We start from the raw sequence: 12,338 nt of genomic DNA, 5'->3' as shown, positions 1-12,338 counted from the left end.
GTCCCCGCGGCTTCCCTGAGCCACCGTCCCCAGCGGCGGGCAGGTCCGCTGCCCGCCTCGGCAGACCGTTTCCGCTGCCCGCCCGGACAACGCTTCTACTCCGTCCGATGCGCCTCGATGGCCGGCATCCGCACCGGACGGACTCCGCTGCCGAGCCCGGGGCGTGCGGCCGGCGGCGGTTCCGGCTCTCGCGGGCCGGCCCGTGGTACGCCGGGGGAGCAGCGGTCGGCGTACGGCTGTCGGGGGAGGTCCTTGCGGGGGCCGATGCGCTGTGTGCCGGGCCGGTGGCGGGGGTCAGGGGGTGGGGTGGCGCATGGCCGGCAGGATCAGGGAGGCGCCCAGAAGGAGCACCCCGGCGACGACGAGCAGAATGCCGTCGAAGCCCAGTCCCGTGAGCGCACCGGCGAGCTGTGGGCCCAGGCTGGCGCCGATGAACATGCTGCACCCGTAGAGGGCGACCGCCGCACCACGTGCCTGCGGGGCGTTGGCGTTGATGGTCTCGACGACCGCGGGCGCCGCTACCGCGACGGCGGCCACGAACAGCAGCAGGGCCAGGGCGAGCATCGCCGTGTGACCACCGAGGAAGGAACCGGTGGCGACGGTGAAAGAGGCCAGAGTGAAGGCGAGAGCCGCGCGCAGGGGCGCGGGCAGCCGCCCGAGCACGGGGACCAGCAGGGGTACGGCGATCAGGGCGGGGAGCGCGCTGGCCCGCAGGGCGAGGATCGCCGTGGAATTGCCGGTGACGGCCGGTGGGCCCGCGATGGCCACCGCCGTGTAGAGGGAGACGAAAGCCGTCATCAGGGCGACGGTGGACAGGCACAGGGCGCCCAGCCGCGGCTGTCGCAGCAGCCGCGGCATCGCCGCGAACGCCTGCAGCAGTCCGCCGTCGGTGCCTCCACGCGGAGTGGGTCGCAGGACCCGGCGCACCGGGAACAGGTTCAGGGCCATCAGCACGGCACTGATCCAGAAGACCGCACGCCAGCCGATTCCGGCCGCAACGGCCTGCGCGCCGACCTGAACAACGACGGCGGCGGCGAGCATGCCACTGGTGATGCAGGTGAGGGAGGTGCCGCGGTGTCGAGGCGCGATGTGCCGGACGACGTAGGAGAGCGCGGCAGGGGCGAAGGTCGCGGCGGTCAGTCCCTGCAGGCTGCGCAGCACGACGGCGGTGGGAAGGTCGGAGACCGCGCTGACCGCCGCGGTGGACGCCGTGGCGGCCGCGAGCCCCACGGTGATCACGGCGCGTGGTCCGTAACGGTCGCAGAGCGGGCCGGCGAAGAGGAACCCGGCTGCGTAGGCGAAACCGAACGCCGTCGCCGTCCACGTGACCTGACCGGGTGTGGTGCCGAACTCGGTGGCCATGGGGTGCAGCAGCGCCAGGACGGTGTACATCTGACCGACCATCAGCATGCCCAGCGTGGCGAGCAGCGCTGTGGTCCTGGCGGCCGGGGCCCAGCCTGGTGGCCGACCGGGCGTTCCGCTCCCGGTCGTGCGATCGAGTGCGCTGGTGGGGTGGGACATGGGGACTCCGAAAGAACGTCTGGTGGTTCCGTGTGCGGCATGACCGGCCGATGGCATGCGCCGGGGACCGGGTCGCCCCCGGCCGGCGAGGGGCCGGCCGGGGGCGGTGACGGGATGATCAGGCTGCGTGGGGGGCCGGCCGGGGGCGGTGACGGGATGATCAGGCTGCGTGGGTGTTCAGCACGTACTCGCGCGAGGCGCGGACCTCGCTGCGCAGGGCGGGCAGGTCGACGTCGAGGACCTGTCCGTCCCACTTGCGGGGCTCGCCGTTGATGAGGACGGTGCTGATGTTGCGGGCGTCGGAGCCCAGTACGAGGGTGCCGATCGGGTCGTTGAGCGGCATGTTGTTGAGGTCCTCGGCCTGGATGACCAGCAGGTCGGCCTTCTTGCCGGGGGTGAGTGAGCCGGTGACGCCGGCGAGGCCGTTGGTGCGGGCGCCCTGGAGGGTGGCGAAGTCCAGGACGTCGTGGGTGGTGATGCGGACCGGCTGCCGGCCGGTGCCGTGGGCGGCGTTGACGGCCCGCATCCGCTGGATGGCGTGCAGGGCCCGCATCTGGGTGAACATGTCGCTGGCCAGGGCGACTTCGACGTCGATGCTGAGCCCGGGACGGATGCCGACGGACAAAGCCTCGTCGACGGCGGGGATCGCGGTCTCCAGGCCGATCTGGGCGTCGGAGGTGGGGGCGAGGGCCACGGTGGTGCCGCTTTCCCCCATCGCCTTCCATGCTTCGGAGGTCAGTCCGGTGGCGTGGATGAGCGTGACGTCGCTGCCGAGGATGCCGTCCTTCGCCCAGTTCAGGATCACCTCGGAGGAGGCTGTGCCGAAGACCGCGTCCACGCTCACCCCGATGCCCAGGTCCTTGGCGACGCGGGCGAGTTCGGGGCCGTAGGCGAGGGCCGGGCCGGCGATCTCGTCGGTGGCGAGCGTCGCCAGGCGCAGGGTCAGCAGCTGGTCGTCACTGTGGAAGTACTTCTCCCTGAGGCGTGTCAGGTCGCCGGGCCACTGCTTGTCCCAGTCACCGAAGTGCGGGCCCATGGAGGCGTGTACACCGCGGATGCCGGTGTCGCGGAGGGCCTCGACGGCGGCGTCGGAGTGTTCGGGGGTGCGGGAGTTGTGGGAGAAGTCGAGCATGGTGGTGATGCCGCTGTCGATCGCGGTGAGGGCGGCGAGCTTCGTGCCGGTGTACATGTCCTGGGGCCGGTAGACGGTGGCGTAGCCGGCCAGGGTGGACATGACGTAGGCGCCGAGGTCGTCGACGTCCGGCATGATCCGGCGCAGCTGGGCCTCCCAGGCGTGCCGGTGGGTGTCGACGAAGCCGGGACTGAGGACGGCGCCGGTGGCGTCGACGACCACGGCGTCACCGGCCTCGAGACCGGGACCGACGGCGGTGATGGTGTCGCCCTCGACGAGCAGGTCGGCGTTGGGCAGGACACCGAGGTCGGCGTCCATGGTGACGACGGTCGCGCCGGTGAACAGGATGCGCCGTTCGGCCGCGGGGCGACGGCGGAGCTGTTCGAGGGCGGCGATGGCGTTGACGTGGGTCATGGAAAAGCTGCTTTCAGTACTTCGGGGAGGGGGAGGGCTGCCGGGAACGCCCGGCAGCCCGGTTTCCGGTTCTGGCGGGGCCGGCCCCGGCAGCCAGGGCGCCGTTCACCCGGGCGTCGCGCGTCCAGGACCGAAAGGCTGCGGAGGCACGGTCCGGGCCCGGTGTTGTCGCCGTGTGCGCGGGCGGCTCGGCCGTTGCCGGCCGGGCGGCTCAGCCCAGCTTCATGACGTAGCCCGCGTGGTGCAGCTCGTCGCCCTTGAACTGTCCGTAGGCCCAGAAGCCGAGGTCGTCCAGGTAGTCGATGCGGTCGCCGTCGATCCAGAACCGCCCCTGGTAGGCGTGGGGGCGGCCGCCCCGTGTCTCGTCGTAACGGCCGTCCGCGGTGAGTTCCTGGTGCAGGAAGTCCTGCCGGTCGATCCAGACGCCGAGCCGCGGGCTGCCGGTCAGGTCCGGAGCGGCGGGGATGCCGGCCTGGGGGGTTGTGGGCCCGCCGGGGATTTCGGTGCCCGACCACCGGACGGGACGGCCGGCCGCGACCAGTGCGCGGACCTGCTCCGGGCGGGACATGAGGGTGGCCACCGCGCTCGGCACGTCGGCGGCGAGTGCGTCGGGTACCACCAGGAAGTCGGTGTTGTTGCCGGGCGTCAGCGTCGCGACGTACTCCGAGCGCCGGCCCCGGCCGCCGGCCAGGGCGACGGTGTCCACGACGGCGGGGACGATGGTCGTGCCCGTGCAGTCGACGACGATGGCGTTGTCGTCCTGTGCCGCGGTGATGATGCCGGGGCCGACGCCGACGATCAGGTCGCCGACGAACAGGATGTCGGCACCGGTCATGGTCCCGATCAGCGGGTCCATCGTCACGATCCGGGCGTTGGTGAACAGGACGGGGCGGCCCCCGTCGTTCGAGAGGATCTCGTCGAGCGCCTCCGGGTGCCAGCTCAGGGCGCCGGTGTGGGCGTGGGTGTCGTTGGTGGTCATCGTTTTCCTCAGGGGTTCGGCTCTTCGGTCCGCCCGGCGAACGAAGCGGGCTTCCTCACGGGCGGGTCGCGGCTGCTCGGCCGTCACGGCAGCCGCATGACCACCAGGTTCGTCCGGCCGGACAAGCGGAACCAGGCCGCCGTGCACCCGGGTGCACGGCACCCACCCATGCCCGGCCGGAGGAGAGCGGAAGGGGCCGGCACCATGGCCGGCAGGGAGATGACGGTCCGGCACAGGCCCGGCGCAGAGCGTCGGGGAGATCTGTCCGCCCCGGCACGTCACTTCCGCTCCGTTCCGCCCCGCATCATGGGTGCACGGCTCCCAGGAAGCCCGTACCCGGGGACGCGGCGGCCTGGCCACGTTCCGTCATGGGGCCCGAGAGTGAAGCCATGACCAGCAACGACACGCCTCGCGCTCCGCACCCGTACGTCGGGATGTGGGTGACCGCGGACGGATTCATCCGCCAGGAACTACTGCCGAACGGCCGCTACGACGAGGCCCGGGGACGGCGCCGGAGTGCCTACACCGGCCGGTACACCGTCAGCGGCAACCACATCGACTACGTCGACGACACAGGTTTCACCGCCACGGGGGACGTTCGTGACGGCGTTCTCTTCCACGAGCATCTGGTGCTCTACCGTGAGGGCGATCAGCGCGTCCGGCGGGAAGGTACGGGGTCGCGCGGCTGAGGGACCTGATCCTGGTTTCCCGTGGGGCCGTCGGTTCCGGGCGGCGACGCCGGGAACGGGCGGCCGACGGTACGAGGCACGGTTGCCCTCACCGGCCCGAACACGTCCAGATGCCACAGTGAGGGCTCGTCGCCGGCCGGCGAGCCCTCCTTCTCGTGCAGGGCCCTTTCACAGGCGGGGCCACACAGCAGTCAGCTGTTGCCGGACGACAGCGAAACCTCGCGCACCACCTCTACCGACGCCTCTTCGCCGGCACCGGATTGGAGCACGGCGAAGGCGGCCGCGGTGGCGCTCGCCGGCTCTGCCTGGTAGACGACCAGCTGCTGATGCGGGGCTCCCCCGACGGTGAAGGCCGAGAACTGGATCTCTAGAGCACCCACCTCGGGATGCGACAGGTACTTCTCCTGCTGCGTCTTGCTCCTGACCTCGTGCCGTGCCCACAGCCCGGCGAACTCGGGACTCCTCCCGCGGAGCGTGTCGACGACCTCGGTGATCCGCGGGGACTCGGGGTCGTGTCCGAAGGCCGCACGCAGTTCGGCCACGCACGAGTGGGCGGAGTCGTCCCAGTCCCTGTAGAAGGCACGTCCCGCCGGGTCGAGGAAGACCATGCGAGCCAGGTTGTCGAACCGTTGGAATCCGCTGTGCAGGGCCGCGGCGAGCGCATTGCGCGCCAGGATGTCCAGGGCCGGGCCCAGAACGAAGGCGGGGGTGTCGGGCCAGCCGTCGATCAGCCGCAGAAGGTGGGGGTGGACCCTGTCGTCGCCGGCCGGAACACCGCGACGTTCCTGGGGCGCCCTGGTGAGCCTGCGCAGATGGTCGTGCGCCTCGTCACTGAGGCGCAGGGCGGCGGCGACCGCGTCGATCACCTGCGGGGACGGGCTGGACTCCCGTCCCTGTTCCAGGCGCATGTAGTAGTCGGCGCTCACCCCGGCGAGCATGGCGACCTCCTCACGGCGCAGCCCCGGCACCCGCCGGCGCCCGTGCTCCGGAAGCCCCACGTCCAGCGGTTTCAGGGCTTCGCGCCGTGCTCTCAGAAAGTCTCCCAAGGGAGTGGTGTCGCTCATTGTTCCAACCTAACGGAGAGGCCGGCCCGCCCTTCGTCCCTCTCGTGCGGGCCTGGCCGGTGGACCCGGCCCGAACGGCGGCGACTCAGTCGAGCGCGGCGCCGGCCGCCGGCTCCTCGGCCACTGCGCCGGCACTGAGGGAGCCGAGCAGGGACAGTGCGTCGGCGGACGCCGTGCCTGGTTCGGCCTGGTAGACGACGAGCTGCTGCGTCGGGGCGCTGTTGACGGTGAAGGACTCGAAGTGCAGTTCCAGGTCACCGACCTGAGCATGGTGGAAGCGTTTCGCCTCCCGCGTCTTGGCGCGCACGTCATGCCGCGCCCACAGCGTGGAGAAGTCCGCACTTCTCAGGGACAGCTCACCTACGACCTGGCTCAGGCGCGGATCCTCGGGATCGATGCCGGCCGCACGGCGCAATGTGGCCACCGTCGACTCGGCCGCACGGTCCCAGTCCCGGTGAAACCGCCGCGCGACCGGGTCCAGGAACGTCATGCGCAACAAGTTGTCACTGTGAGTGAAGTCGGCGTGAAGAACGCTCGCGAGCCGGTTACGGGCCAGGATGTCCAGTACGGGGCTCATGACGAAGGCAGGCGTGTCACGCCACGTGTCGAGGAGACGCCTGAGGTGCGGGGCGACTCGTTCCACGCGCGGTGCTCGGCGTGTCCGGCGGGTGGTCGGGCCGGCCACGCGGTGCAGGTGGGCCATCGCTTCGCCGTCCAGCTGCAGTGCCCGCCCCACGGCCTCGAGGATCTGCCGGGACGGATGCCGCTCGCGGCCCTGTTCGAGACGCGTGTAGTAGTCGGAACTCACCCCCGCGAGGGCGGCCACCTCCTCACGTCGCAGACCGGGCACCCTGCGACGACCGGAGGTGGGAATCCCCACGTCGCAGGGGCGCAGGCGGGCGCGCCGCGCCCGGAGGAAACCTCCCAGCGTGTTGTCGACGAGCTCCTTCTCTCTGTCCATACGTCGAGGCTAGAGCGGCGCGACGCACTGCCGTAGGGGCGAGGGAGGGTGCGCTTACCCTGGGAACAGCACACCCTGGACAGTCATACCCTTGTTCGAGTCGGCGACGGCCTTGCTCTCCGAGGGCGGCACAGGCCGAGTGCTTCCCACCCGTCGCAGGTGAAGCGCCGCGACTGGTGAAGCGCCGCGACTCCTTAGCACTGTCTTGGCATGCGTCTGCCTGGCCGGTCCCGCCCTGCGCCGGGAGATCCGAGCCGTTGCGACGTGGTGACGAACCGGAACCGGAACCGGAGCCCACCCACAGCCACTCGCCGCTTTCCGGCTGCCTGGCGCATACGGGCACGCTCAGGTACGGCTGGACGCCTCGGTGCCTGACGTGGTGCCTGACGTCACGGTGCGGTCGGCAGACCGGCCAGCAGACTGCGCCGCGCGGATTCCACATGCTCTTCGGCCCGGCGGGCCAGCGTCCGGATGTCGCCGGAGCGCAGGAGAGCGGCCAGCTCGCGATGCTCGTCGACCACGCGTGCGCGGTAGTGGTCGTAGGCCACGTCGACGCGGCGCAACTGGAACAGGTGCACCTGAGAGCGGATCGCCTCCCAGGCGGAGGTGAGCCTGCCGTTCCCGGCCGCGGCGTAGATCTGGTCGTGGAAGGCGATGTCCAGCGCCACCAGCCGGGGGGCGTCACCGCCCTCGGCGATCTCGGCCGTCATCTCGGCCACCAGCCGATCCAGCGCGCACAGCTGCTCCGCGGTCGCGGCTCGCCGCGCGGTGGTCGCGGCCAGGCGGTCCAACGCGGCCCGCAGCGCGTAGACCTCCTGCGCGTCCTCGGCCGTCACCCTGATGACGGTGGTGCCGCGGTGCCAGCCGCCACGCACCAACCCCTCGTGCTCCAGCTGGGCCAGTCCTTCCCGGACCGAGCCACGGCTGACCCCGAGGCGTTGGGCCAACTCCACTTCGCGCAGTGGGGCTCCGGGCGGAAAGTGACCCGAGAAGATCGCGGCGCGCACCAGGTCGGCGGCTTCGTCGGCCAGCCCGCGCCGGGCGGCCTTCGGCAGTGCAGATGACATGCCGCCATGTTGACATCCGGACAATCGGAACCACCAGACCGGCCAGGCGACTCGCCCCGGACTTCCAGCCGACTCTTGTCCTAATGTTGACATTGAGACATCGGGTGGGTCAGGCTGCCCTGGCCGCCGACTCCACCAGAGGGGACCCCGATGCCACACCGACCCGCCTTCCACCTGGCAGTCCCGGTCGACGACCTGGTCGCCGCCCGCGGCTTCTACGGACAGGTGCTGGGTCTGCCCGAGGGGCGCAGCGCCGACCACTGGGTGGACTGGAATCTCGAAGGCCACCAGTTGGTGACCCACCTGGTACCGACCGTGCCGCAGCCGGCGGGTACCAGCGTGGTGGGACAGCACCGGGTGCCGATCCCGCACTACGGTCTCCTGCTGCCCGAACAGTCCTTCCACCAGTTCGCCGAGCGGTTGCGAGCCGCGGGGGTGCGCTTCGACATCGAACCGCATCGCCGTTTTCCCGGCGAACCCGGCGAACAGTGGACCATGTTCTTCCGCGACCCCGCGGGCAACGCCCTGGAGTTCAAGTCCTTCCGTGACGAGTCGATGGTGTTCGCCCGATGAGGGGCGTGCTCGTCACCGGTGGATCGCGGGGCATCGGCCGCGCCGTCGCGAGGGCCTTCGCCGCTGGCGGTGACCGTGTCGCGGTGCAGTACGCCGGTCGCCGTGCGGACGCCGAACGGACGGTGCGCGAGCTTCCCGGCACCGGGCACACGCTGCTGCAGGCCGACCTGGGCGAGCCAGGTGCGGCCGAGCGGACCGTGGCCGAGGCGGTGGCCGCGCTCGGTGCCGTGGACGTGCTGGTGAACAACGCGGCCCTGGCACCCGCGGCGGACACCCGGCACCCCATCGCCGAGACCTCGCTGGAGCACTGGCAGCAGGTCTGGCGGCGGATGGTCGACGTCAACCTGCTGGGCGCGGCCGACTTGTGCTGGGCCACAGCCCACCACCTCGTCGACCGGGGCACCGGCGGGGCGATCGTGAACATCGGCTCGCGCGGCGCGTTCCGGGGCGAACCCGATTTCCCCGCCTACGGGGCCACCAAGGCCGCCCTGCACGCCCTCGGTCAGTCACTGGCTGTGGCCCTGGCTCCGCACGGCATCGCGGTCACCTCCGTCGCGCCCGGGTTCGTGGCCACCGAACGGCAGAAGGGGAAGTTGTCCGGCCCGGAAGGCGAACGTCTTCGCGCGGAGAGCCCTTTCGGGCGCGTCGGCACCCCGGAGGAGGTCGCCGCCACGGTGCATTTCCTCGCCTCCCCGGCCGCGGCATGGGCCTCGGGAACCATCGTCGACCTCAACGGCGCGTCTCACCTGCGCACTTGACACCCAACCGTGCGAGAGAAGAACGGCGCGCGTGTGGGGCCCCGCCCACGCAGGGGACCAGCTCGGCCTGGAGGTGACGGTGCGCGGGAAACTGGAACCGCTGAGAACGAAGATGGCCGAGCTCGTCGATCGCGGCGGTACGGGCCCACGGCGAACGCAGCCCGACTCACCCGGCCGTCGTCGCCCTCGACCGACTCGGCATGACCGCTGCCCGAGCGACAGGAGTTGTCGCGCTCGGAGGTCCTGGCGCCGGCCTCGGCCGCACTCCGTGCCGCCGAGGCCGATCACCTCCCGCTCGAGCCGGGCGGCATCGGACCGTCCCTGCCACACCACGTGGCCCTGCAGCAGGATCCCCCGGGCGGATGCGCCTCTTCGGACCTACGCGCCGGCACGTGCTGCGCGTAGGCGACGGGCCTGGCTCACCAGCCGTGAGCTGCCCCGCCGGTCGGCTATCGGGTCGAGTCCCGGTATCTCGCCCTGGGCTCCGATGCGTTCGGCGCACTCGGCGACCACGGTGAGCAGTTCGCCGAGGCCACGGGACTCGGCGGGGGAGAGGTCTTTGGACAGGAACGGTGGCAGTGCGTCACGCAGTACGGTCCAGACGGTGCGGTACGCGCTGGTGGACGCGGCCGTTCCCAGGGAGTCCGCCAGGCGGCTCGGAGTGACGATCCCGATGAGCATCAGCGCACTGAGGTCGGTGGCGAGCGCACCGGGATCCAGCTTCTTGCGTGCCGCCAACAGCAGCAGTGCGTCGACCGCGGCGATTCTGTCCTCCTGGCGCTGGACGCCGAGCCCGCCGGCCACCACCAGGGACGTCGCGGGCCCGCTCGCGCCGGGGTGACTGCGCGAGCACGGGCAGTACAGAGCAGACGTTCTAATGACGGACCCGGCGGGTTCGTCCGAAGGATCACGCCCCGCCGATGAGGGCAGAAACGTGTCGCGAAGCGCGGGCGGCCTTCCCGCTCCGCATCTCACCTGGCGTCGAAGGACTCCCGTGCCTCCTCGATCTGGGGCATGTACGTCCGTACCCAGTCCAGGAGGACATCGACGGGCGGGCGCATGTTTTTCCCCAGCGGAGCGACCCGGTACTCCACAGCCCCCTTGCGGTGAATGGGCCCCATCGGGGTGCTGATCACGGAGTGGAGCCGCTGCCGTAGCCGACGAGGATACCACCTCCTTGCGTGACGCCCCCCCGTCAATATCGGTCAGGAGTGGACGAAAGGAAACGTCTTGTCAATCCACCTAATCAGATTGAGCATCGGTTCGGGCGAAGCCATCCGGCAATGATCGAGTCATGCCGCTGTGCCGGGTTCGATGGGACGGTTGTGCAGCGCCATCCCGGACGGGGTCTGACTCGTGAGATCTATGACCGAAGTGTCCAGTCACGGACCTGTCGACTGCCGTTGCGGGATGCTGCCTGCCGCCGAGCCACAGGGCGTGTCCCAATAGGGGCCTTGCCACGATCAGGCGCCATCACGGTTCAGACCGCCCGAGCAGGCCGGTGCCATCCACCCAGCCAGCACGTCATCACGTGGGAGGCCGACCACCATGAAGACCCGACAATGCAGCACCTCCTCGAGCACGGATCCTCTCGTTCGGCGCGAGGTCGTCCTGGGCGTGGACACGCACGGCGAGGTGCATGTCGCCGCCGTGATCTCCCCGCTCGGGAAGGTCCTGGGAACCGAGTCCTTTCCCGCGACGGCGGCCGGCTACCGACAACTGCTTGTCTGGGCCCGCAAACGGGGGACGGTGCGCCGGGCCGGCGTGGAGGGCACGGGCACCTTCGGTGCGGGCCTGTCCCGTTATCTGCTTGCTCAGCAGATCCAGGTGTTCGAAGTGAACCGGCCCGACCGGTCGGCCCGCCGGTTGCTCGGTAAGTCGGACCCGCTCGATGCGCAGGCCGCAGCGCGAGCCGTGCTCAGCGCTCGCGCCCGGGCCCAGGCCAAATCCGGCGACGGACCCGTGCACAGCGCCCGGATCTACAAACTCGCCAAGGACTCTGCGGTCAAGGCCCGCACCCAGGCGATCAACCAGCTCAAGGCCGTCCTGGTCATCGCCGACCCCGCCCTGCGGGAACGCATGTCGAGCCTCGGCAACGCCGAGCTGTTCCGCACCTGTGCGCGCCTCGGCCCGCACGACGGTGGTGGGGGAGACGAGGACGCGGTGGCCCAAGCCACCCACATGACATTACGCATGCTCGCCGAACGCATCGAGCAGCTCACCGGACAGATCAATGAGCTGAACCAGCGACTGACCCGGCTCGTCGAACGCCACGCGCCGCAACTGCTCGTACCGGTGGGCATCGGTCCGGACAGCGCCGTCACCCTGCTGATCACCATGGGGGACAACCCTGAGCGGCTCAACACCGAGGCGTCCTTTGCTGCCCTTTGCGGAGTCAGCCCCATCGAGTACTCCTCCGGCCGGCGGAGCACGCGTCGGCTCAACCACGGCGGCGACCGGCAGGCCAACGCCGCCCTGCACCGCATCGTCTTCACCCGCCTGCGTCACGACCCACGCACCCAGGAGTACTACGAACGCCGCACCCAGGAGGGCAAGACCCGACGTGAGATCATCCGATGCCTCAAGCGATACGCAGCCCGCGAGGTCTTCAACCTGGTCAGACCAGCTTCCCGCACCCCTGCGTTATAGGGGCGTCCGTGTGACGAGAAGCCCCGCAGGTGCTCCGGCGGGGCCGCTGAGTGCGTGGGGTTTCTTGTCCGCCGTGAGCACCGCCGCACTCGGGTTCTCCGCTCCCGAGCGCCGAAGCATGGACGCGGTGACGACACACCTCTTACGGCCGACGCACAGCATCCGACCCGGGAACTCTTCGCGACCAACCAAGTCGTAGCCTTCACCCCTGCAAAGCCCAACACCTTTGTCTGTTCCCTCCGATGTTGCGCGGCCCGCGTGGAGCGACCGCGACGGCATTGCCAGAGGCGATGGTCGCCAGCCTGCCAATCGTCACCGCGGAGGACTTTGCCCGCTTCACCGCGCGACCGCATCGCTCCGCTGGCCTTGTAGCGGGTGGCATCCCTACACGTCGCCCGCTGCCGAACGCTGCCCGCAACCCGGGACCTGGCCTGGAACGTCAGGGCAGTTGTGCCACAGTGCGGTCCGCTTCCTGTAGGCGCTCGCTACAAGGGGCTCATGACTCGACGAAGCCCCGCCGGCTCGGCGGGG

11 protein-coding genes are annotated in these 12,338 nt (G+C 70.6%); 4 read left to right on the top strand and 7 right to left on the bottom strand.

From position 1 onward, the window contains the following. Nucleotides 1–294: 294 nt before the first annotated feature. The 3 genes from AB0E77_RS09980 to AB0E77_RS09970 all read right to left on the bottom strand — a co-directional run bounded on the left by AB0E77_RS09980 (nucleotide 295) and on the right by AB0E77_RS09970 (nucleotide 4,046). The gene (locus AB0E77_RS09980; RefSeq protein ID WP_361568154.1) at nucleotides 295–1,521 is read right to left on the bottom strand and encodes an MFS transporter; all 1,227 of its coding nucleotides are present in this window, start codon (nucleotides 1,519–1,521) and stop codon (nucleotides 295–297) included. Between the two features lie 160 nt (nucleotides 1,522–1,681). Beyond that, complete coding sequence (locus AB0E77_RS09975) at nucleotides 1,682–3,067, bottom strand: amidohydrolase family protein (protein ID WP_361568151.1); 1,386 nt, start codon at nucleotides 3,065–3,067, stop codon at nucleotides 1,682–1,684. Nucleotides 3,068–3,278: 211 nt separating this feature from the next. After that, entirely contained in the window at nucleotides 3,279–4,046 is a 768-nt protein-coding gene (locus tag AB0E77_RS09970; RefSeq protein ID WP_361568148.1) for an Atu4866 domain-containing protein, read from the bottom strand. A gap of 389 nt (nucleotides 4,047–4,435) precedes the next feature. Here AB0E77_RS09970 and AB0E77_RS09965 point away from each other — a divergent pair, with 389 nt between their 5' ends. After that, nucleotides 4,436–4,735 (top strand): Atu4866 domain-containing protein, encoded by a 300-nt coding sequence (locus AB0E77_RS09965; RefSeq protein WP_061441713.1) that lies wholly within the window; start codon nucleotides 4,436–4,438, stop codon nucleotides 4,733–4,735. Between the two features lie 191 nt (nucleotides 4,736–4,926). Here AB0E77_RS09965 and AB0E77_RS09960 read toward each other — a convergent pair whose 3' ends face one another. From AB0E77_RS09960 to AB0E77_RS09950, 3 genes are all read right to left on the bottom strand, one after another. Beyond that, a complete protein-coding gene (locus AB0E77_RS09960) occupies nucleotides 4,927–5,799 on the bottom strand; it encodes a helix-turn-helix transcriptional regulator (protein WP_359577798.1) in 873 nt (290 codons plus the stop codon). 85 nt (nucleotides 5,800–5,884) lie between these two features. Then, nucleotides 5,885–6,760: a helix-turn-helix transcriptional regulator gene (locus AB0E77_RS09955; RefSeq protein ID WP_030856485.1), complete on the bottom strand. Its 876-nt coding sequence runs from the start codon at nucleotides 6,758–6,760 to the stop codon at nucleotides 5,885–5,887. Between the two features lie 389 nt (nucleotides 6,761–7,149). Further along, nucleotides 7,150–7,827, bottom strand: coding sequence for a GntR family transcriptional regulator (locus AB0E77_RS09950; protein ID WP_345594212.1), 678 nt, complete (start codon nucleotides 7,825–7,827; stop codon nucleotides 7,150–7,152). Between the two features lie 150 nt (nucleotides 7,828–7,977). On the opposite strand from AB0E77_RS09950, the gene AB0E77_RS09945 reads away from it, so the two are divergent. Both AB0E77_RS09945 and AB0E77_RS09940 read left to right on the top strand, forming a co-directional pair. Then, entirely contained in the window at nucleotides 7,978–8,400 is a 423-nt protein-coding gene (locus AB0E77_RS09945) for a VOC family protein (RefSeq protein WP_055469143.1), read from the top strand. Beyond that, nucleotides 8,397–9,158: an SDR family oxidoreductase gene (locus AB0E77_RS09940; RefSeq protein ID WP_361568145.1), complete on the top strand. Its 762-nt coding sequence runs from the start codon at nucleotides 8,397–8,399 to the stop codon at nucleotides 9,156–9,158. Before AB0E77_RS09945 ends, AB0E77_RS09940 begins: the two co-directional genes overlap by 4 nt. Before the next feature lie 378 nt (nucleotides 9,159–9,536). On the opposite strand, the gene AB0E77_RS09935 is transcribed toward AB0E77_RS09940, so the two are convergent. Further along, nucleotides 9,537–9,962, bottom strand: coding sequence for a hypothetical protein (locus AB0E77_RS09935; RefSeq protein WP_361568142.1), 426 nt, complete (start codon nucleotides 9,960–9,962; stop codon nucleotides 9,537–9,539). Between the two features lie 744 nt (nucleotides 9,963–10,706). Here AB0E77_RS09935 and AB0E77_RS09930 point away from each other — a divergent pair. Next, the gene (locus AB0E77_RS09930; RefSeq protein WP_356558462.1) at nucleotides 10,707–11,807 is read left to right on the top strand and encodes an IS110 family transposase; all 1,101 of its coding nucleotides are present in this window, start codon (nucleotides 10,707–10,709) and stop codon (nucleotides 11,805–11,807) included. The last annotated feature ends 531 nt before the right edge of the window (nucleotides 11,808–12,338 follow it).

The sequence above is a fragment of the Streptomyces sp. NPDC032940 genome (assembly GCF_040636935.1).
Lineage (GTDB): Bacteria > Actinomycetota > Actinomycetes > Streptomycetales > Streptomycetaceae > Streptomyces.
This window is presented reverse-complemented; position numbering and strand designations above follow the sequence as displayed.

What these genes read in the sequence shown, in the direction of transcription:
- AB0E77_RS09945 (WP_055469143.1), top strand. Translation starts at nt 7,978, where the DNA reads ATGCCACACCGACCCGCCTTCCACCTGGCAGTCCCGGTCGACGACCTG.
- AB0E77_RS09930 (WP_356558462.1), top strand. Translation starts at nt 10,707, where the DNA reads ATGAAGACCCGACAATGCAGCACCTCCTCGAGCACGGATCCTCTCGTT.
- AB0E77_RS09965 (WP_061441713.1), top strand. Translation starts at nt 4,436, where the DNA reads ATGACCAGCAACGACACGCCTCGCGCTCCGCACCCGTACGTCGGGATG.
- AB0E77_RS09940 (WP_361568145.1), top strand. Translation starts at nt 8,397, where the DNA reads ATGAGGGGCGTGCTCGTCACCGGTGGATCGCGGGGCATCGGCCGCGCC.
- AB0E77_RS09980 (WP_361568154.1), bottom strand. Translation starts at nt 1,521, where the DNA reads ATGTCCCACCCCACCAGCGCACTCGATCGCACGACCGGGAGCGGAACG.
- AB0E77_RS09950 (WP_345594212.1), bottom strand. Translation starts at nt 7,827, where the DNA reads ATGTCATCTGCACTGCCGAAGGCCGCCCGGCGCGGGCTGGCCGACGAA.
- AB0E77_RS09955 (WP_030856485.1), bottom strand. Translation starts at nt 6,760, where the DNA reads ATGGACAGAGAGAAGGAGCTCGTCGACAACACGCTGGGAGGTTTCCTC.
- AB0E77_RS09970 (WP_361568148.1), bottom strand. Translation starts at nt 4,046, where the DNA reads ATGACCACCAACGACACCCACGCCCACACCGGCGCCCTGAGCTGGCAC.
- AB0E77_RS09975 (WP_361568151.1), bottom strand. Translation starts at nt 3,067, where the DNA reads ATGACCCACGTCAACGCCATCGCCGCCCTCGAACAGCTCCGCCGTCGC.
- AB0E77_RS09960 (WP_359577798.1), bottom strand. Translation starts at nt 5,799, where the DNA reads ATGAGCGACACCACTCCCTTGGGAGACTTTCTGAGAGCACGGCGCGAA.